Raw genomic sequence first — 20,431 nt, forward strand, 5'->3', positions numbered from 1 at the left:
AGAAATGAGATAGCCGTGGCTGTTCCCAAGCGGAAAATGTCTCGCGCAAATACACGCGCCCGCCGTGCCCAGTGGAAGGCAACTGCCCCCAACTTGGTCAAGACCATCGAAAACGGTCAGGTTACTTACAGCCTGCCGCACCAGGCAAAGGTCGTTACTGACTCTGCCGGCACCGCGCTGTTCCTTGAATACAAGGGCCGCAAGGTCGCAGACGCCTAATCTGCCGTACAGGCTGACTAAGGATGTCTTCAACTGAAGAGCTTCTGAAGCGTCTCGGTGTCTCGATTGACACCGAGACGCTTCGTCTTGCTCTGACACATCGCTCATATGCGTATGAGAACGGCGGGATTCCCACCAACGAGCGCCTTGAGTTCCTCGGCGACTCCATTCTGGGATTCTCCGTCACCGATTCTCTTTACCGTGAGAACCCCTCGCTACCCGAAGGCGAACTGGCCAAGCGACGTTCCGCCGTCGTTAGTACGCGTGCCCTGGCCGGAATCGGCCGGGAGATCGGCGTTGGCGAGTTCATTTACCTTGGGCAAGGCGAGAAGCTGACGGACGGCAAGAACAAGGCCTCCATCCTGGCTGACACCATGGAGGCCCTGATCGGCGCCACGTATCTCTCGAACGATATCGAGACAGCACGCCAACTGGTCATGCGCCTGGTGGGTCCGCTCCTGAAGGATGCCGGTGCACTTGGAGCAGGGACTGACTGGAAGACGAGCATCCAGGAGTTGACAGCGAGCCGCCAATTGGGTGCTATCCACTATGCGGTGGAAGGCTCGGGGCCGGATCATGCCCGGACGTTTGAGGCTGTGCTGAATATTGGCGGTACACCCTACGGCCGGGGCTCGGGTCATTCCAAGAAAGAAGCGGAACAGGAAGCGGCCGCTGATGCTTGGCGTGCTCTGACCGCCTTGGATCCCTCCGCTGCCGGCCCTGCTTCTTCTTGAACCCGCAATGCCTGAACTTCCCGAAGTAGAGGTAGTCCGCCGGGGCTTGGCCCGTTGGGTCCGTGGACGGACCATCACCGGCGTGGAGGTTGTCGATCCGCGCTCCATCCGCAGGCACGTCCTCGGAACCGAAGACTTCATCGGGAATCTTGAACACGCCACGGTGATGGACGTGGTGCGGCGAGGCAAATTTCTCTGGATGCCCCTTGCCATGTCCGGCTCGCCTGATCCTCACGTCGGAACCATCGGGGAGAACCTCCCGAAGGTGGCCCTGATGGCGCATCTGGGAATGAGCGGTCAACTGCTGATGCAGGATCCCGATGTTGCGGACGAAAAGCACCTTAAAGTCAGGATCAGGCTCAGCCCCGTTGCCGATATGCCGGAGCAACTGCGGTTTGTTGATCAGAGGATTTTCGGCGGCCTGTTCGTGACGTCCATGGTGCCAACGGTCGACGGCGGCCCTGGAGGCCTGGGCGAAACGCCGCTGCCGGAGATCGCCGAGGAAGCATCCCACATTGCCAGGGATCCAATGGACCCCTTCTTCTCGTTCGACGCGTTTTACCGGAAGATCAAAGGCCGCAAGACAGGTTTGAAGCGTGCGCTGCTGGATCAGTCGGTAATTTCCGGCATCGGCAACATTTATGCCGATGAAGCCTTATGGCGTGCCCGCCTCCACTATGCCAGAGCCACGGACACCCTTCGAAGGGCAGATGCCGAGCGGTTGGTTGAGGCAGTGAAGGACGTCATGAACGCTGCCCTTGACGCCGGAGGGACAAGTTTCGACTCCCTCTACGTCAACGTTAACGGTGATTCGGGGTACTTTGCCCGGTCACTGAATGCCTACGGACGTGCTGGTGAACTCTGCGGCCGCTGCGAGGCAAAAGGACTTCGCAGCATCATGAAGCGGGAACAGTTCATGAACCGTTCCTCTTATACCTGCCCGGTGTGCCAACCGCGGCCACGGAATGGACGTTGGTAGGCCCAAAACTGTTCCGGAATCGGGGTGGCAATGGCAGACTGTCCCCATGGACAGCTTGGCGCTTCGAATCGCCATCGCAAGGATGAACGCCACCACAATGCGGGTGGCGTCAGTTCTACCCGCGGTGTTTTTTGAAACGACCTGCCAACCTTTTAGCAACCCGGCCACTCCGGATATGCCATGATGGCGCGGCGGCTGGTCCTTGCAGGCATCTGCCTCGCTGTACTGATCGCCGCCGTCGCCATAATTCTAGACCAGATGGCCGGGAAATCAGGGCCTTCAGCCGCGCAAAGCACATCCACATCCGCTCCGAGTGCGGGCTCCAATACGTCCTCTTCAGGGGGAGCGAGCCCCGGCGGCGCCGGCGATGCCCCGTCCGGCAGCCCGACGTCGGGCAGCCCAGCGTCCGGAACCGAAGGCACCGAAGGCAGCGGCAGCGGAAATGGCAGCGCGGGCACCAGCGGTGACGGCCCGGCTACGGCGAAACCGCTGGAAGTCCTGCCACCGGTAACGGCCACCCCCACCGGTTTGCCCGAACCCTCTGCCCCCGCGCCATTGATTACGGGCTCCTTGCCTCAGCCGGGCAGCGCTACAGGTGAAGTGGTGGACGGTTGGCCGGGGGGAGTGCTGACCTTGCCCGAAGGTACCACCATCGGGTCCACGTCAGTCTCAACGTCCGGTGGTGTCCTCCAGGTTGCCGCGGATGGCATCATTGCCAAACCACAAGCCGAGGTATTGGCCTCTTTCCGCCAGTCGTTGGTCTCCCATGGGTTCTGGTCCGAGGCGGCGCCGGCTGCGGACGGAGCCATGGCCGAACGATTCGTCCGAGGCCCGGATACGGTCACGGTTTCGGTGACCACTACAGGTACCGGCAACTCACGCTTCCAACTTTTGGGCAGCCTCCGCACGGCGACGGACTAGGGGCAGAGATGTACATTTCACTCTCGGACCGCGGAAAACGGGACAAGCCGGGGGGAACACGAACGGCACTATCGAGCGAAGTGCCGTTCCGTTTGTCCCCGGTCATACTGTGGTTGGGGATTGTGAGTATGGTGACCGATGTTTCCTCGGAATCAGTCACCGCGATCCTGCCGTTGTATGTGACCGGATTCCTCGGCCTGTCCACCATTGCCTTCGGATTCATTGACGGAATCAACCAAGGTGCCAGCGCGATTGTCAGAATCGCTGCCGGCTGGGCTGCTGACCGCAGCGGCCACCCCCAACGGATAGCATTGGCCGGCTACGGCTTATCGATGCTCGCCAGGATCGGTTTCCTCCTCGCTGGAGGGTTTTGGGCCATTGCGGCGATAGTCACCGGCGACAGGATCGGCAAGGGCATTCGCACGGCTCCCCGGGACGCCCTTATCTCAGTGTCTGCACAGCCTGAACACCTTGCCCGCTCTTTTGGCGTTCATCGGATGTTGGACAATATTGGCGCCGCGGCCGGGCCGTTGATTGCCTTCTTCGTGTTGCTCGTGATCCCCAACGGTTTCAGCACGGTGTTTGTAGTGTCCCTGGCATTCGCCGTGATTGGCGTAGCCGTCCTTGCCTTGGTGGTGCCGGATATCCAGGCACGTGGCCTACACGGCACGGAGGACGGCGAGGGCCGGCGTTTGTTCGCTTTTTCCTGGAGCCACCTGAAGGAACCGGGGCTGGGCAAGCTGCTGATTGCTGCGGGTCTCCTGGGATTGGTCACCATTGGCGACGGGTTCATTTACCTGGTGTTGCAGGCGCGGGATTCCTTTGCTGTCCAGTGGTTTCCGCTGTTGTTCGTAGGCACCAATGCGGTGTTCCTGGCGTTCGCCATTCCGCTGGGCCGGCTCGCGGACCGGGTAGGTAAAATCCCGGTGTTCGTGGGTGGACATATCGCATTGCTGGCAACGTATCTCCTTGCGGCAGCACCTTTCGGAGGGCTGTGGGCGACCATAGGCTGCCTGATCCTTCTTGGGGCGTTTTACGCAGCCACCGACGGCGTCCTGGCCGCGCTGGCCAGCCAACTGACGCCGTCAGGCAAGCTTGCCACGGGTATCGCGTCTGCGCAGACTGTGGTGGCCCTTAGTCGGATGATGGCATCGGCAGGTTTTGGTGTCCTCTGGTATGCAGTTGGTGCACCAACGGCCATGCTGGTGGCGGGTGGGCTGCTGGCCTGCGCTGTTGTGGCGGTCTTGTTCATCCTGCGTGGCGCCCGGGTTGCCCCGGCAGCGGACTTGAGTGACTCCAATGATGCGAGTCACGAGGCATGAGCGGCGTGCTCGCTGGAAGTAAGCTGCGGTGGGCTGCCCTCCTTGCCGTCACGGCTCTTGTCCTGGTTGCGGCCGGTATCTACGCTGTGGGGGCTTACCAGCGTTTCGAAGAGAGCCGAACTGCGGCTTCGTCGGTAGGCGTCACGACGAACCAGCCGCTTCCAGCCGGCTCGTTCATCCTCTTCCGGAACACAGCGTCGGGCCAGGGCTATGGCAATGCCGCCACTGTTCCGTTGGCGGCTCCCGGCGGCTCCCGGGCCGTCAGTGGGCAGGAATGCGATCGCGTTTATGGAACACCGGACAAAATGGTGTGCCTGAAAACAAACAGGGGGCTGGTGACGGCGTTTGAGGCCGCCGTTTTGGACCGCAACTGGGAGCAGCAACGGGCATGGCCGGTCCCGGGAATACCCAGCAGGACCCGCATCAGCGCGGACGGGTCCCTGATTGCCACCACGGTGTTCGTCTCCGGCCACTCTTATGCCGCTGCCGGTTTTTCCACGGCCACCGAGATCAAGCTCCAGGACGGCACATCCGGGAATCTCGAGGACTTCGCCTTGATGGTGAACGGTGAGCGGCTTCTTACGACAGACAGGAACATTTGGGGTGTGACGTTCGCTCCCGGCCAGAGTGATGTCTTCTACGCAACGGCCGCTTCCTCCGGCCGGATCTGGCTGGTTCGGGGGAGCTTGTCCGCGAAGACCCTCACCGCTATTCACGACAATGTGGAGTGTCCGTCCATCTCGCCTGACGGTACAAGGATTGCGTATAAGAAGAACGACGGCGGGGCGCTGACAGCTCACTGGAACGTCGCTGTGCTGGACCTCGCTACGGGACAGGAAAGCGTGCTTGCCGAGAAGCGCAGTGTCGATGACCAGATCGAATGGCTGGATAACCAAAACCTTCTGTACGGCTTAGCTGACGAAACCACCGACGGAGATAGCAACATCTGGAAGCTGGGAACCGTACCCGGTTCCCAGCCCAGCCTGTTCATCTCCCACGCGTGGTCGCCCAGCGTCGTTCGTTGAAGGTATCCGCGAAAAGTACTCCGTATCAGAATTGGCTCGCACATGGGTCCGCTGGCGCCCGGCCCGGAGTTCGGGGGTCGGACACCAGCGGAAGTAGTCCCATATATCTGACTGTCAGCAGACTCTCAGCAACCCGCAGAGGAGGCCGCCGCTTTGTGTGGGACTGGGCGTCGGGCTCGGTGACGCGCTGGGCGTAGCGGTGGCTGTCGCCGTTGGGGTGGCCGTCGGGGTAACTGTTGGTGACGGCGTGGCGGTGGCTGTCGGCGTAGCTGTGGCTGATGGTGCAGCCAGCTGTTGGGCCGGAGCCGAGGTGGCGTAAACCACGTCCACGAAGTAGTTCGTAGCGTTCCAGGAACTGGCGGGCATTACGCCCCCCGAGCCGTACCGGTACCGTCCATTGTTGGGGCCGGATGCCGTGAACACTCCGCTCGTCCACGTCTGGTTGAAGAAGCCTTGCGTCGTGGAGTATCGCCCATTTGGTGCCCGGTAGGACACTACATACGTTTGGCCTGTAGCCAAGGGTACGGGGGTTGCCAAGGTGGCGGTTTGCCAGCCCGTTGCCGTCTCATTGGTGAACGTCACCTGCGCCAAGCGGGTGCCGGCCGCATTCCAGAGCGAGCCCACGTGAGTTCCAGTGTTGCCGGTGCCCTTGTAGAAGCGGATGCCTGTCACATTTCCCGCTTGGGAGACAGTAAAGGCAGTTCCCAGTTCCACCGACAGGGAGTCGGAGTTTGCAGCAACCTGTGGAACCAGCGATCCGAAAATAGTAGACGATTGCACCGATGGGGCGGCCGTGGTGAATTGCCAGGTGCTGGCGGGCAGGGTCTGGCCTTGGGGAGAAGCCACGCCGGAGACGCTTGCGGATATCGCAGTGTTGGCTGGTAGGGCTGCCGCCGGGGTGAAAGTAATGGTCCGGGCATCCGCAGACAACGCGGCCGTCCCTGCGATGGATGAGCCGTTCGCTGCCAGCGTGAAGGAGGCGCCTGGCTTGATGGCGGTCGAGAATGTAACGGATGGTTTCACATCCGTGGGAATGGCGGTGGCACCCGGGGCCGGTACCTGTGCGACGACGCTCAGCGGCGGTGCCGCTACGGTGAAGACCAGATCCACAAGGTAACTTGCTGTGGACGAGGTACTCGGGAAGTCGCTGCTGTAAGAGTAAGCCCCGGAATCCGGTTGGGTCTTCAGCGGCCCGCTGGTGAAGCCGTCGCCGAATCCGCCGGAAGTGTAGGAGTACTTGCCGGTAGGAGTCTTGTAGGCGGCTACATACTCAGTGTCAGCCTCAATATTCACAGGTTGGCTGAAGGCTGCCGTCTGCCAACCGGTGCTGGATTCGTTGGCAAAGGTAACCGTCGCCAAAACCTGCCCTGCCACCGTGTAAAGGTACCCGGTATGCGTCCCGGTGTTGCCGGCCGATTTGTAGAAGCGCACACCAGTTACCTGGCCGGCGGTGTCACTGGTGAATCGGACGCCCAATGTCAGAGGAACCCCGTCATTGACTTCGACGGTCGTCGGCGTCACCGTGTCCGTGTACAGGGTGCAGGGGCATGAACCAGGCGTGCCCGTCGCCGGTACGGTGGTGAATTGCCAAGTTCCACCGCCCGACATCGGTTGCCCGGACACTGACGTCGCAGTCACCGTTGCGGTGTACGACGTACCTGCTGTCAAGGAAGCTGTCGGCGTAAAGGTGACCCTACGGGTGTTTGCGTCGTAGGCAGTAGTTCCGGCAACCGATACGCCAGCCGCTGTCTTGAGGGACAGTGCCACGCTGGAGGCAACGGCGGCTTCGGAAAGGACTGCGCTGACCACCGTGGTGAGCGGGACGCTCGAAGCGTTCGGGATCGGGTTGTGGCCGCCAACGGTGAATGGCGGTGCAGACACCAGGACCACAACGTCCACCAGATAGCTGGAGGAGGACCGTGAAGAGGGGAAATCGCCGCTATAAGTGAAGGCTCCCGCATCAGGTACCGTCCTCAGGGGCCCAACGCTGAGTCCTGGTCCAAAGCCGTTGGCAGTGGCTGAGTAGGCTCCCGTGGGTGACTTGTAGGACGCTATGTATTCAGTGTTTGCAGCCATCTGGACCGGCTGGCTGAACATAGCGGTCTGCCACCCGGAGCTGCTCTCATTGGCGAAGGTCACGGTTGCCAGTTGCTGCCCGGCGGCGGTGTAAAGAGTGCCGGTGTGCGTGCCGGTGTTGCCGGCCGATTTGTAGAAGCGGATACCGGCCACCTGCCCGGCGGATACACTGGAGAACCGAACGCCCAAGGTCAGCGGCACACCATCTTGGATCTCTGCAATGCCCGGCGAGACGGTGTCGTCATAGAGGCTGCAGGGGCAGGAACCCGGCACTGACGCTGTGGCAGCCGTAGTGAAGGTCCACGTGCCGCCTGAGGTTACTTGGCCTCCTGTACTGTCTGTCCCGGCCAGGGTCGCCGTGTAAACGGTGCTGAAGGCAAGCTGCGAAGTGGGCGTGAACGTTGCCTTTCGTGTTGTCGCGTCATACGTCGCAGTGCCTGCGACCAACCCTGCGGATGACTTCAGGGTTAGCTGGACGCTGGCCGCGGTGACGGGTTTGGAGAACGAGGCGCTGACCTTGGTGGTCACGGCAACGCTGGAGGACGACGGGATGGGAGATTGCCCCGTGACCGTGAGAGGGGAGGTGTCCACGGTGCTGAAAACCGCGTCAACAAAGTAGTTGCCGCCGTTGAAGCTCGTGGTCGGGAAACTCTGGGACGTGCTGTAGACGCCCGCAGGTTCCGCGCCGAAGCCGCCCGCTACCTTCAACGGGGGATCACTGAATCCAAAGCTCGCCCACTGGAAGTCCTTGGTGGCATAGTGCCCCTTCGGAGCCCAATACGAGACCGTATACTTTTGTCCCGCGGAAACGGGCACGGGCTGGCTGAACAGCACGCTTTGCCATCCCGAGGCCGTCTCGTTGGCAAACGTGGCAGTGGCCAGGCGAGTACCGGTGGAGCTCCACAATGAACCTATGTGGGTGCCGGTGTTCGCTGTGCTCTTGTAGAAGCGAACCCCCGTGATGAAGCCATCAGCTGATGGACTGAACCGCATCCCCATCTCGTAGGCGCCGCCGTCTCCCGAGTCCGTCGTCGCCGGCACGCTCTGGCCGAAGACGGTGTAAGGACTCGTGAGGGTCAGATTCCTGGTGGCCGCAGGTCCAATGTTGGCGCTGTCGTCCACAGCCCGTACCTGGACTGTGGCCGTGGCCAGGCCTTTCTGGATGTAGCTGTAGGTCCAGGTTGACTTGCCTTGCGCCGGATGCCAGATGGTACCGCCGTCGGTCGAAACTTCGACGCCGGCCACTACGCCACCGCTGTCCGCTGCTGTTCCGCTGACCGTGACGCTGTTTCCGTGGGGAACGGTGGCGCCGTTGGCCGGGGCGGTGATGGACACAGTGGGGCCCGCCAAATCAGTGCTGGCGCTCGCAGCAACGAGTCCTGCCGCACGTGTCGCCGGCTGGGCTCCCATGTCTGCAAGAAGGTTTACCTGCGCCTGCCGCATGCGCACATCTGCGGCAGCGCCATCGCCGTCGTGTTCCTGGTCCAGGCCCCAGCTCCATTGGACGGTGCCGGCTGAGAAGACCAGCGCCCCGCTGGCAGCCCGGTAAAGCGTCACATTGTGGGTTGTGGTCCCTGGTTTGACCGTGTTGCCGAAGTCCTGCAGGTATTCAGCGACGCTGCCAACGGTCGTTGAAAGCCGGACAAGGCCTGCTGGACGAAAGCCGTTGTCAATATCTTCGTCGGATTCGTAGCCCACTGTGTGTGGCGCCAACGCAGCTGTGGAACCTGCGGGTAATGAGGCCAAGGACGTATTCCGCCACAACCGCGATTTTCCTTCCGCTGCCGAAACTGTCACTGGCAGGTCGGTGTAGTTGGACATGTACAGGGTGCCCGTCAGGCTGTTTTCAGGCAGCCCGCCCCCGTTTGCCTGGGAAGCAAAGCGCGGGTCTCTCCACGTGCCGGTCCACTGGCTTGTGGGGTCGATCTTTTCGTTGCTCCACGTTTCCTTGTAGCAGGTCAGAGTTCTGCCGGCAGCGCCATCCACGGAGGAGGGTTCAAATCGCGTCCGCCAGTACATTTCATTCCCGGAGAGGAACTGGAGGTTGACCCCGGCATCCTTGGCCGCCGATACGCTGGCCCTTTGCGGCCCGGACCAGTATTCGTCGTGGCCGACAGAGAGGAACACCTTGTGGTTCAGCAATTCCGCCCCGTTGCGGTCCACATCGAGCCCACTGACATAGCTGACGTCATACCCGTTTTGTTCCAAGAACCTCACCATCGGGTATTCGTTGGCGAAGTAGAAATCCCGGCCGCCGATCCCGTCGCGGGTGTTTACGGGCCGGTTGTAGCTCACTTTGTAAGAACGTCCGTTGACGGCGCCCTGGTAGAAGTCGGCGCCACCATAGGTGTTGTACGCCTGCCACGTCTGATCCGCAGTTTGAAACACGATCGAAGAACGATTGCCATCATTTCGGACGATGAAGGTGATATGGCTTTGGCCGCCGGTGTCAGGCCTTGTCAGCAAGGCCACATAGACGCCTGAAACTGCTGTTGCCGGTACTTGCCACGTTGCGGACACAGCCCACGTGCCGCAGTCGTATAGCTCCGTAGTGAGGTCACTCTTGCAGGCAGGTTGGGTCTGACGGAGGACCGAGGGAGTCACATCGGCAATCTTTCGGGCGCCGTTGCCGCCATACCAGCCCGTGCGGTAGATCGCGATGGTGTAGCTGGGTGCCTTGGTGTCCACCTTGAAACGGATGGGCTGCCCGGCGTTGACGCTAATTTCGGTGGAAAAGCCCTGGATGCTGTCATCTCCCGCACCAAGGATGTCCCACTCTGACGGGGGGCTGCCGGGTTTGGAGTTTTCGCAGACCACGGGGTTGACCACTGGGTCGCAGGGTCCTGCCGCAACTGCTGCCGGTGCTGTAAGGGGCAGCAGGGCTGCCACCATGGCAAGCACCAAGGGCACGAGGAAACCCTTGAAGACCCGCTGCGGTTGGGTAGCTGAAGGACCGGGCATGAGAACTCCTGGAGTGGTACGCCGAATGCTAAGACAGGGCCACGCATTTAAGCGCAGCCCCTGCTTGCCGCTCCCCAGCCAGGGTCAAACCAAGATCTTCAGTTATGAAACTCAGGGTGGCGCGGATGGATGTTCCCAAGAACGGGACCGGATCCGGGCAATGACCGAACAGAAGTTCAAGACGAAGCCGGATCACAGGAACGAATCCGCCAAGTAACCCTTGGCAGGAGTGTAGGGGTGTGGCATGCCGCCTGCAAGGGCTTCCGCCTTCAGATCCGCAGATTTCGTGCAAACCACAGTAGATTTAGTGGAGACAGACACCAGGCCACCCAGGAGAACCGAAGCGCCTTGCACCTGAAAAGTTTGACTGTCCGAGGATTCAAGTCGTTTGCGTCGGCCACGACCTTCGACTTTGAGCCCGGCGTCACCGCCGTCGTCGGCCCCAACGGTTCGGGCAAATCCAATGTAGTGGATGCCTTGGCCTGGGTCATGGGAGAGCAGGGCGCCAAAACTCTCCGCGGCGGCAAAATGGAAGACGTCATCTTCGCAGGTACCTCCGGCCGGCCACCCCTGGGCCGGGCCCATGTTGCGCTGACCATCGACAACGCTGACAACGCGCTCCCCATCGAGTACAGCGAAGTGACCATCTCCCGGACCCTCTTCCGTACGGGTGGGTCTGAATACGCCATCAATGGCGCACCGTGCAGGCTCCTGGACATCCAGGAACTCCTCTCCGATTCCGGCCTGGGCCGCGAAATGCACGTCATTGTGGGACAGGGCCAGCTGGATCGCGTACTCCACGCGACCCCCGAGGACCGGCGCGGCTTCATTGAAGAAGCTGCAGGAATCCTTAAGCACCGCCGCCGCAAGGAAAAGACCGTCCGAAAGCTCGAAGCCATGCAGGCCAACCTCGCGCGGCTCGGTGACCTCACGGCGGAAATACGGCGGCAACTGACCCCATTGGGCAAGCAAGCGGAGATAGCCCGCCGCGCCCAAACGGTCCAGTTTGACGTCCGGGATGCCCGCGCCCGGCTCTTGGCGGATGACCTCGTTCAACTGACAACCACTCTGGAACAGGACGTCGCTGACGAAGCTGCCCTCAAGGAACGCCGCAAGGTGGTTGAGGCAGGCCTTGGCACGGGCAGGAGACGCCAAGCCGCATTGGAGCAGCAAGCCGCCGAAGCCATCCCGCGACTGAACGCCGCACGCGATCATTGGTACCAGCTTTCAGCAAACCGGGAGCGACTCCGCTCACTCGGCTCCCTGGCCACCGAGCGCAGAAGGCTCCTGGGTTCCGCCGAGGCCTCCCCGGACACCGGACGCGACCCCGAACAACTTGAGCGCCAAGCTGCCCGCGTCCGTGAGGAACAGGCCGCCCTTGAACACGACATCCTTGCCAAGCAGGCGGCCCTCATGGAGGCCACAGTGGCAAAAGACTCAGCCGAGGCGCTCGCAGCTGCGGAGGACAAGCGCTTGACGACAATGTTGCGGGCAGCGGCGGACCGAAGGGAGGGTTTGGCCAGATTGGCTGGCCAGGTGGCTGCGGCCAGATCCCGGGCTGAGGCTGCCGAGGCCGAACGGGGTCGCCTCAGGGAGTCTCTGGCTGCCGGTGATGAACGTCGCCGCAAGGCTCAGAGCGAGTTCACCGCCCTTGAGTCGCAGGTGGCCGGTGTCGAAGATGGCGAAGAAAGCCTCGACGCTGACTACGAGAATGCGAATGACGTTCTGGATGCAGTCACCACGGAAATTGAAGACTTGAAGGCTTCTGAACGGGAAGCTGTCCGTGAACGGGACGCCCTGACGGCACGTCGCGATGCACTTCAACTGGGGCTCAACCGCAAGGACGGGTCCGGAAGTCTTTTGACGGCCGAGGGCGTCCTTGGGCCTTTGGCGGCGTTGTTGAGCATCGAGCCGGGATACGAGGCCGCCATAGCTGCTGCCCTTGGCAACGCCTCGGATGCCCTGGTGGTTGCCGATACCAACAGCGCCCTGGCAGCGATCCGCCGTCTGAAGGATGACGACGCCGGGCGGGCAGCGCTGCTTCTTGCCGGAAGCCCCGCCGCTGGTGAAGAATCCCGGGCCAACCTCGGGCTTCCCGCCGGTAGTCGTTGGGCGGCCGACGTTGTCAGGATTACTGATCCAGCTGCCCAAGGCGCGGTGGGGCTGCTGGCCCGGACCGCCGTCGTCGATAATGTGGAGGCTGCGGCAGCTCTCATTGCCGAACAACCCGACATCAGGGCCGTCACCCGTGAAGGCGACGTCCTCACCTCCTTGACCGTCACAGGCGGTTCGGCCACCGCGCCGTCGCTGCTGGAAGTTCAGGCGGCAGTGGACGACGCCGTTGCCCGGCTCCAGGAGGTCACTGCCCGTCTGGAGCGTGGACGCTTCGCCTTGGCCGGTGCCCAATCGCGACGTGCCGAAGCGCAGGACCGCGCCGACGCCGCGTTGGAGCGGCTGCACGAATCGGATGCCCGGCTTGCCGCGGTAGCTGAGCGCTTGGGTCATCTCAACTCTGTTCTTCGCAGTGCCGTTGGCGAAAGCGAAAGGCTTGCTGCGTCCATGGCCAAGGCGGAAGCGAACATCGCAGAAGCCCAACTTGACCTTGAAGTCGCCGCTGAACGCCTGGCTGCAGCCCAGGAAGCACCGGACGAGGAACCGTCCACGGATCAGCGGGACAAACTCGCTGCCCAAGCCAGAACTGCCCGGGCATCCGAAACCGAAGCCCGACTTGCCCTCCGCACTTCCGAGGAGCAGCTAGGAGCCATCAGTAACAGGGCGGCATCGCTTGAGCGGGCAGCAGCTACCGAACGCCGTGCCCGTGAAGAGGCCGCTCGACGCGCGCAACGCCGACGCGCGCAGGCGCAGCGTGCGGCTGCGGTCGCGTCAGCGGTGGAACAGGCTCTCCGGTTTATCGATGTGTCTGTGGACGTTGCCGGCTATGAGCGTGACCTTGCCGAACAACAGAGGGAGCAGCTGGAGAAGCAACTCGCGGAGGTCCGCTCCGGTAACGACGCCTTGGCGCGGGAGCTCGCCGAACTGACAGACTCCGTACACAGGGACGAGATGGCCCGGACTCAGCAGCGGCTCCGCATCGAGGCCTTGGAAGCGCGTTCCATTGAAGAACTGGGTCTCTCCGCCGAGCAACTCATTGCCGATTACGGTCCCGATCAACCGGTTCCCCTGCCCCCTGGAGCCACCACGGATAAATGGGCCGAACTCCGGGCGCCCGTCGATGAAAACGGCGACGCCATCATTGAGGGGATCCCGTTCGCCCGGGCAGAGCAGGAGAAGCGGCTGAAGAAGGCCGAGCGCGAGCTTGCGGCTCTTGGAAAGGTGAACCCGCTTGCGTTGGAAGAGTTTGCAGCCCTGGAAGAACGGCACCAGTTCCTGAGTTCGCAGCTCGAGGACCTCAAGTCCAGCCGCAAGGACTTGCTGGACATTATCAAAGAAGTGGACAACCGCGTCCAGCAGGTGTTCGCCGAGGCTTTTGCTGACACGTCAGCCCAGTTCGACCACGTCTTTGCCAGGCTCTTCCCCGGTGGTGAGGGCCGGCTGGTACTCACCGACCCTGACGACATGCTCAACACCGGAATTGAAGTGGAAGCGCGGCCGGCGGGCAAGAAAATCAAGAGGCTCTCGCTGCTCTCCGGCGGGGAGCGCTCACTCACGGCAGTGGCACTGCTGGTGGCTATCTTCAAGGCCCGGCCCTCGCCGTTCTATGTAATGGACGAAGTAGAAGCCGCGTTGGATGACACCAACCTGGGCCGGCTCATCACCATCTTTGAGGAACTGCGCGAGTCCAGCCAGCTGATTGTGATCACCCACCAGAAGCGCACCATGGAAGTGGCAGACGCGCTGTACGGAGTGACCATGAGGGGAGACGGCGTATCAACAGTCATCAGCCAGAGGCTCGGTGCCGGGGCCTAGCTTTATGAGAAGGTAGGGGAGTGAACGATTTCCTACCCATAATTCTGTCCATTCTCGCTGCGCTCGTAGTGGTCGGCGGACTCGTGCCGGTACTGATGAAAGCCCGGAAGACCGGTGCCAAGTACCCCGGAACGCGAGACGCAAATGATCCCGTTCAGTCATCGGCAGCAGGCGGCGGAACCCTTGTGGAGGACCGCCCGGACGCGGTGAACGCCCCGGCGCCCACCCTCGATGGGACGGTGGAGGATACAGATGTCCCGGATGACGCCGCCGGGCTCGAAACCATCGCCATTGACACTCCGGCGCCGGTGGAAGGCAGGCTCACCCGCCTTCGCGCCCGCTTGATCAAGTCCAACAACATCCTGGGCAAGGGCCTCCTGGCCCTGTTGTCGGGGGACAAGATCGACGAAAACGTCTGGGACGAGGTAGAAGAGACGCTCCTGCTGGCTGATCTTGGCACCGAACCCACCATGCAGCTGGTCGACGCCCTGCGTGAGCGCGTCAAGGTGCTGGGCACCCGCAGCCCCGAGGACGTCAAGGCGATGCTCCGTGAGGAACTCATTAAGCTGGTAGATCCAGGCATGGACCGTTCCTTGAACGTCGAGCGCAAGGGTGACCGTCCCGCCGTCGTGCTTGTTGTTGGCGTGAACGGCGTGGGCAAGACCACCACCGTGGGCAAGCTTGCACGTGTACTGGTAGCCGAAGACAAGGACGTCCTGTTGGGCGCAGCTGATACTTTCCGCGCTGCTGCTGCCGAGCAGCTGGCCACTTGGGGACAGCGCGTGGGCGTGCCCACCGTCAAGTCCGACATCGACGGTGCCGATCCCGCCTCCGTGGCCTACGAGGCCGTGAAGGCCGGCATCGACCAAGAGGTGGACGTGGTCATGGTGGACACCGCAGGACGCCTGCAGAACAAGACCGGCCTGATGGATGAGCTCGGCAAAGTCAAGCGGGTCATTGAGAAGCTGGCCGAAGTGGACGAGGTTCTGCTGGTCTTGGACGCCACCACCGGACAGAACGGCCTCAACCAGGCCCGTGTCTTCGCGGAGGTGGTGAACATCACCGGCATCGTGCTCACAAAACTGGATGGAACCGCCAAGGGCGGCATTGTTGTGGCCATCCAGAAGTCACTGGGTGTCCCGGTGAAGCTCATCGGCTTGGGTGAAGGCCCGGACGACCTCGCGCCGTTCGACGCCGAGAGCTTCGTGGACGCACTGCTCAACTAGCGCGCGTCACCCTACTGACCGGCTGCAGTTGTTGTTCTGAAGACTCGGATCAACAGCTGCAGCCGGTCAGTTTTTGGGTTTGAGGGGTTCTCTTGCCGGCAGCCATGCCGCGGCCGTGAGGAGGAGCACGCCTCCGGTGATGCCGAACGCCCAGCCGTAGCCGAGCCGGTCAGCGAGGAGTCCGGCCACGATCGGGCCGATGATCGCCCCCGTGTCAGCGGCCATTTGGAAGATGGCCAGTACTTTCCCTCCCGAGCGTCCGCGGCCGATGACATCGGCCACGGCGGCCTGCTGCGCCGGGCCCAGCAGGCCGGAGCCGAAACCCGCCACTGCTGACGCGATGAGGAATCCCGTTAGATCCGTGGTGAGCCCAATGACGCCGGTGGCCGCTCCGGTGATGACCAGGCCCGGGATCAGCAGGGGTTTTCGTCCCCAAGCGTCCGCGAGCCGCCCACTGAACGTCAGGGCAAGGGCATTGCCCACGGCAAAGATAGCCAGTGCCCAAGCTGCGGTCTCAGGCGCTGACTGCAGGACTGCGACGGCAAACAGCGGGATGGTGGCCATCCGGACACCGAATGTCACCCAGCCGTTGCCAAAACTCGAAAATATGGCGGCGCGGTAGGCAGAGTCCGCCAAAGCGTCCTTAAGGGTCATGGCCGGAGCCGGTGCGGTGTCCTCTGCTGCATTGCCTTCCCCGCTAAGCAGGGTTCGCACCACCAGGGCGGCCACCAACAACGCTCCCGCGTAAGCGAGGAAAGGTACCCTGAGGCCGAAGCCCGCCAGCAGACCTCCCACTACCGGACCCAGGACGCTTCCGATCAGGAACGCGGAGGCGTACGCGCCGGACACACGCCCTCGACGCTCGGGTGGCGCCAGACGGATGAGCAGTCCCATGGCGGCAACAGTGAACATCACCGAGCCGGCCCCGCCGAGCCCCCGGAAGATCAGCAATTGCCAATAGTCCTGCGCGAAGGCACATGCCGCGGTGGAGACTGCAACGATCAGCAACCCGGTGACGTAGACGTTCCGCTCCCCGAACCGTCCAATCAAGGCACCGCCCGCAGGGGCGAAGACCAACCGCATGAACGCGAAGATACTTACAATCACTGCGGCAGCCGTGGCGCCAACATCGAAGGTGGTGGCAAACTGCGGCAGAACGGGGGCCACCAGGCCGAAGCCCAGCGCGATCAGGAACGCCGCGGCCAACATCACCTTGATGTCGCGCGGAAGGGGAGTCTTCTCCGGCCTGATCCTTGGGGCTTTAACGGATCTGGGCGACTCGGTCATACGGTGCTGGTCCTTCAGATGGGATATCGGTGATAACTGTGGAGCTGATGAGGTGCTTGTGGTCCAAACCGGGTAATTTCGGTGAAGTCCGACGCCTGAAACATATCCGTAACACCGGGGATATGCACCATTTACGTTGGGGAGGTTGTTGTAACGAGCCCGCAATGTAAAACCTGCGCAGGTGAAACACGGCGGCACGAAACTCTTAAGCAGGACGCAAACGGCGTCAGGACAGCGGTTGAACCGCAGATCTAGCAAGAGAGGAACGTGCACCATGGAACTTACCGCAGGTCACGTATGGGTCATGGTGGCGGCGGCGCTTGTGCTGTTCATGACACCTGGTCTGGCATTTTTCTACGGCGGCATGACACGCGCCAAGGCAGCCCTGAACATGATGATGATGAGCTTCATCTCCATCGGCATTGTGGGCGTCGTCTGGGTGCTGTGGGGCGCTTCGATGAGCTCCGGGGAAGGCTTCTTGGAGATCGTGGGCAACCCGCTAGCTTCCTTTGGTCTTATCGGGGTTGAAACCACCCCGGACGCAATGATCAAGATCGGCTACGCAGCAACCTTTGCCATCATCACCGTCGCCCTCATCAGCGGCGCGATTGCTGACCGCGCCAAATTCGGGGCCTGGAGCATCTTCGTTCCGGTCTGGGTCACTCTGGTTTACTGCCCGCTGGCCTACATGGTCTGGGGTGGCGGATTGTTCGGCCCCGAAGGCGCAATCGGCAAGGCGCTCGGCCCGGCCATCGACTTTGCCGGGGGCACCGTGGTGCACATCAACGCCGGTGTAGCAGCTCTCGTCCTGGTCCTTATCATTGGCAACCGCCGCGGCTTCGGCAAGGACCCGAACCACCGTCCGCACAACATCCCGTTCGTGATGCTCGGCGCTGCAATCCTCTGGTTTGGCTGGTTCGGTTTCAACGGCGGCGCAGCTACCACCGCGGAACAGGCGGGCCTGATCTGGATCAACACCCTGGCAGCCCCTGCAGCAGCGATGATCGGCTGGCTTATTACCGAACGCATTCGTGACGGGCACCCGACATCCCTCGGCGCTGCATCCGGTGTTGTAGCCGGCCTGGTGGCAATCACCCCGGCCTGCGCAAACGTGGATCCCATCGGTGCCCTCGGCCTGGGTGTAGTTGCCGGTGTTGCCTCTGCTCTGGCAGTTGGCCTGAAGTTCCGTTGGGGCTTCGATGATTCCTTGGACGTTGTAGGCGTTCACCTTGTCTCAGGCATCATTGGCACCGTGGCCCTTGGCTTCATCGCCAAGTCCACTGACGGAGTGGGTGGCGGTCTCTTCTACGGTGGCGGCATGACCCAGATGTGGGCACAGCTCGCAGCAGCCGGAATCGCGATTGCTTACTCGGCCATCATGACGGCCATCATTGCCTTCGCCATCCACAAGACCATGGGCTTCAGGGTCTCCACGGAGCAGGAGAACGTTGGCGTCGACCTCAGCCTCCACGCTGAGACAGCCTACGAGTTTGGAGTCAACGGCCACGGCGGCAGCTTCCAGCCACTGCACAATGCCGTGACAGGGAAGTCCGACCCCGCCGCAGCCAAGACCCCCGCAGAAGGCAAGGAGAGTGTCCAGGCATGAAGCTCATCACAGCGATCGTCCGTCCCGAAAAGCTTGAAGCAGTCCGGGAAGGCCTCGAATCATACGGGGTCCAGGGCCTGACGGTCAGTGCGGCCAGTGGCTACGGCCGCCAGCGCGGCTACACCGAGGTGTACCGGGGAGCCGAGTACAACGTGGACCTGCTCCCGAAGATCCGCATCGAGGTCCTCGCCACGGATGAGCAGGCAGACGACATCCTGGATGTCCTAATCGCCAGCTCAAACACAGGCCGCGCCGGCGACGGCAAGGTCTGGACCGTGGATGTCTACGAAGCAGTCCGGGTCAGGACAGGGGAGCGCGGCTCAGCCGCTATCTAAACCTTCAACCCAAAATGCGGGCCGGGTACCAGTCAAGGTACCCGGCCCGCTTTGCGTTGGCGCTGTGGCTGGGCGATTCGCGTCGTGACGGCTTCGGAGGATTGGTCGCCCGCTGCCCCGCGATGACCCTACCGCTGATTGAGAGACGCGACATGACCGCCGGATAAGCCCTGCTTGAGCTCATCGCCAACGTCGAAGGCGGCCGGCGGGACCAGGTCATCCGGGCGACCGACCTGAACCACGGCGGTCGGGCGCTGCTGATCGCCATCCTCGTCGCTCATGGCCAAAACATTCTTTACCCCTGCTCGCCGCCGAATTCCTCGGCGCCACCGGTGGTGACCTCGCTGTCTTCCAGTCCGCCGAGGGTGAGCGGTCGTTGTCGGGCTTGCTCCGGCGTCGGCTCAATGTTCCTTGGGCCAACGGCTTCGTAGTGGACAGCATCAATCTCTCATAGTGCCGCCTGTTCCATGTGAAGAGAGGGGTGTCACTAATCATCCAGTCCCGAGAGGCATTCGCCGTGCCTCAGCTCTTGTTGGAAGCTGCGATCGGGAGGGACGATTTCAGTCGAGAACCAAGGCGGCCCACATTATGGGTAACGGTTCGGAAGATGAATGATGGGGAGATGCGCTCATCCATAACCTTGGGTCGTGTGATGTGTGGCGGCCAGTTTTGTTGGAGCCATACGCGCCACGTCCAATAAGAGCGCCAGTGACCCTTAATCTTGGAAAGAGCCATCACATCCGTTAAGGCCATGAAAAACACTCTTTCGAGATCGTTCCGCACTTCCTCAGCGGCCTCCATCTCGCGCACCCACCGGAGCTCTGCGAGGGTTCCGCGCATGATCGAATCTTCCTGCTTCGTAGCTTGCTCGTGATGAATTCGGCGGCCCACCAGTGGATCCGCAATGTACAGGAAGGATCCTTCAAAGGTGAGTTCACAAAAGTAGATCACATCCTCTGCTGGAGGGGCCCACTCTTTGAATCTAGCGAGGACGGTTCGCCTCACCAGTGCTGAAGATGGGCAGATCCAGCCATCGCCCTTGAGCAAGGTCTGCGCATCGTGCCGCCCCGCTAAGAATGCAGGGAAAGGGGGAGGTGATTCCGACTGATTGCCGAAGGTGCTGAAGTTAGTGTGGATACAAACCAGCGTGGCATCATCTTGGATAAAAGAAATCTGCCGAGCGAGCTTCTCAGGCAGCCACACATCGTCAGCATCAAGAAAAGCCAACCAGTCGCCCGTAGCTCGAGCAATGCCACTGTTCCGCGCCCCCGAAAGCCCTGCGTTCTTTTGGTTCAGGACGACCACCCGGTCCAAGTAAGGCCTCAGCACCCGCTCAGTTTCATCCGTGCTTCCATCGTTGACAACAATGATCTCATCCGCGGGCCGCGTTTGCGCGAACACACTTTCCAAAGCATCGACCACAAAGGCAGCGGAATTGTAGGACGGAATGATCACGCTGACTCGCAGTTCTTCAGACATCTGTAACGCTCCTTCGCTGGCACCGTTCTTGCCATTGTCCGCACCGCGTCAACGGAGGGGAATGTTCGTTACGGGACCTGCGTCGGGGCGGCGCCGCCAACCACTGGTTCCGCTTCCAGGATGCCTGCTTCGAGGCGATCACCGCCGAAGTGTTCTACCACTGGTCAAATGGCCAGTGCGACTGACCCAATAAGCTCCTGCCACAGCCACCGAATTGTCGGAGAAGGACCGGAAGCCCTACCGGGCTTGGACTAGCTAGTGTCTAACCAATGCAGCGTTCCCTTACTCATTCGTGAGTAAGGGCGCGCCCCCGCACTGAACTTACATCCGACAC

Annotated in this window: 14 protein-coding genes; 10 read left to right on the top strand and 4 right to left on the bottom strand. The window is 61.9% G+C overall.

From position 1 onward, the window contains the following. The first annotated feature begins 15 nt into the window (after nt 1–15). From rpmF to J7I86_RS10650, 6 genes are all read left to right on the top strand, one after another. Nucleotides 16–219 (top strand): 50S ribosomal protein L32, encoded by a 204-nt coding sequence (rpmF, locus tag J7I86_RS10625; protein ID WP_011775139.1) that lies wholly within the window; start codon nt 16–18, stop codon nt 217–219. A gap of 23 nt (nt 220–242) precedes the next feature. Further along, nucleotides 243–953, top strand: a complete 711-nt coding sequence (rnc, locus tag J7I86_RS10630) for a ribonuclease III (RefSeq protein ID WP_214819508.1) — start codon at nt 243–245, stop codon at nt 951–953. 7 nt (nt 954–960) lie between these two features. Then, nucleotides 961–1,932: a bifunctional DNA-formamidopyrimidine glycosylase/DNA-(apurinic or apyrimidinic site) lyase gene (gene mutM / locus J7I86_RS10635; protein WP_214819510.1), complete on the top strand. Its 972-nt coding sequence runs from the start codon at nt 961–963 to the stop codon at nt 1,930–1,932. A 180-nt stretch (nt 1,933–2,112) separates the two neighbouring features. Then, entirely contained in the window at nt 2,113–2,853 is a 741-nt protein-coding gene (locus J7I86_RS10640) for a hypothetical protein (protein WP_214819512.1), read from the top strand. Nucleotides 2,854–2,933: 80 nt separating this feature from the next. Continuing rightward, the gene (locus J7I86_RS10645; protein WP_214819677.1) at nt 2,934–4,175 is read left to right on the top strand and encodes an MFS transporter; all 1,242 of its coding nucleotides are present in this window, start codon (nt 2,934–2,936) and stop codon (nt 4,173–4,175) included. Beyond that, entirely contained in the window at nt 4,172–5,200 is a 1,029-nt protein-coding gene (locus J7I86_RS10650) for a hypothetical protein (protein WP_214819514.1), read from the top strand. The genes J7I86_RS10645 and J7I86_RS10650 overlap by 4 nt, the downstream gene beginning before the upstream one ends. A gap of 114 nt (nt 5,201–5,314) precedes the next feature. On the opposite strand, the gene J7I86_RS10655 is transcribed toward J7I86_RS10650, so the two are convergent. Continuing rightward, nucleotides 5,315–10,237 (bottom strand): DUF4082 domain-containing protein, encoded by a 4,923-nt coding sequence (locus tag J7I86_RS10655; protein ID WP_214819516.1) that lies wholly within the window; start codon nt 10,235–10,237, stop codon nt 5,315–5,317. 348 nt (nt 10,238–10,585) lie between these two features. Here J7I86_RS10655 and smc point away from each other — a divergent pair, with 348 nt between their 5' ends. Together smc and ftsY are read left to right on the top strand one after the other, a co-directional pair. After that, nucleotides 10,586–14,164 carry a chromosome segregation protein SMC gene (smc, locus tag J7I86_RS10660; RefSeq protein WP_214819518.1) on the top strand — a complete coding sequence of 1,193 codons (3,579 nt, stop codon included), beginning with the start codon at nt 10,586–10,588 and terminating at the stop codon, nt 14,162–14,164. Nucleotides 14,165–14,184: 20 nt separating this feature from the next. Then, nucleotides 14,185–15,390: a signal recognition particle-docking protein FtsY gene (gene ftsY / locus J7I86_RS10665; protein WP_214819520.1), complete on the top strand. Its 1,206-nt coding sequence runs from the start codon at nt 14,185–14,187 to the stop codon at nt 15,388–15,390. A gap of 66 nt (nt 15,391–15,456) precedes the next feature. On the opposite strand, the gene J7I86_RS10670 is transcribed toward ftsY, so the two are convergent. Further along, nucleotides 15,457–16,677 (bottom strand): MFS transporter, encoded by a 1,221-nt coding sequence (locus tag J7I86_RS10670; protein ID WP_214819522.1) that lies wholly within the window; start codon nt 16,675–16,677, stop codon nt 15,457–15,459. A gap of 274 nt (nt 16,678–16,951) precedes the next feature. Here J7I86_RS10670 and J7I86_RS10675 point away from each other — a divergent pair, with 274 nt between their 5' ends. Next, on the top strand, nt 16,952–18,283 hold the full coding sequence (locus J7I86_RS10675) for an ammonium transporter (RefSeq protein WP_214819523.1): 1,332 nt from the start codon (nt 16,952–16,954) through the stop codon (nt 18,281–18,283). Further along, entirely contained in the window at nt 18,280–18,618 is a 339-nt protein-coding gene (locus tag J7I86_RS10680; RefSeq protein WP_089595433.1) for a P-II family nitrogen regulator, read from the top strand. Before J7I86_RS10675 ends, J7I86_RS10680 begins: the two co-directional genes overlap by 4 nt. Nucleotides 18,619–18,746: 128 nt before the next feature. Here the strand turns inward: J7I86_RS10680 and J7I86_RS23260 are convergent, their stop codons facing one another. Together J7I86_RS23260 and J7I86_RS10690 are read right to left on the bottom strand one after the other, a co-directional pair. Continuing rightward, nucleotides 18,747–18,899 carry a hypothetical protein gene (locus J7I86_RS23260; protein WP_214819526.1) on the bottom strand — a complete coding sequence of 51 codons (153 nt, stop codon included), beginning with the start codon at nt 18,897–18,899 and terminating at the stop codon, nt 18,747–18,749. A 241-nt stretch (nt 18,900–19,140) separates the two neighbouring features. Further along, complete coding sequence (locus J7I86_RS10690) at nt 19,141–20,097, bottom strand: glycosyltransferase family 2 protein (RefSeq protein WP_214819528.1); 957 nt, start codon at nt 20,095–20,097, stop codon at nt 19,141–19,143. Between the last annotated feature and the right edge of the window lie 334 nt (nt 20,098–20,431).

The organism is Arthrobacter sp. ISL-95 (assembly GCF_018613695.1).
Taxonomy (GTDB): domain Bacteria; phylum Actinomycetota; class Actinomycetes; order Actinomycetales; family Micrococcaceae; genus Arthrobacter.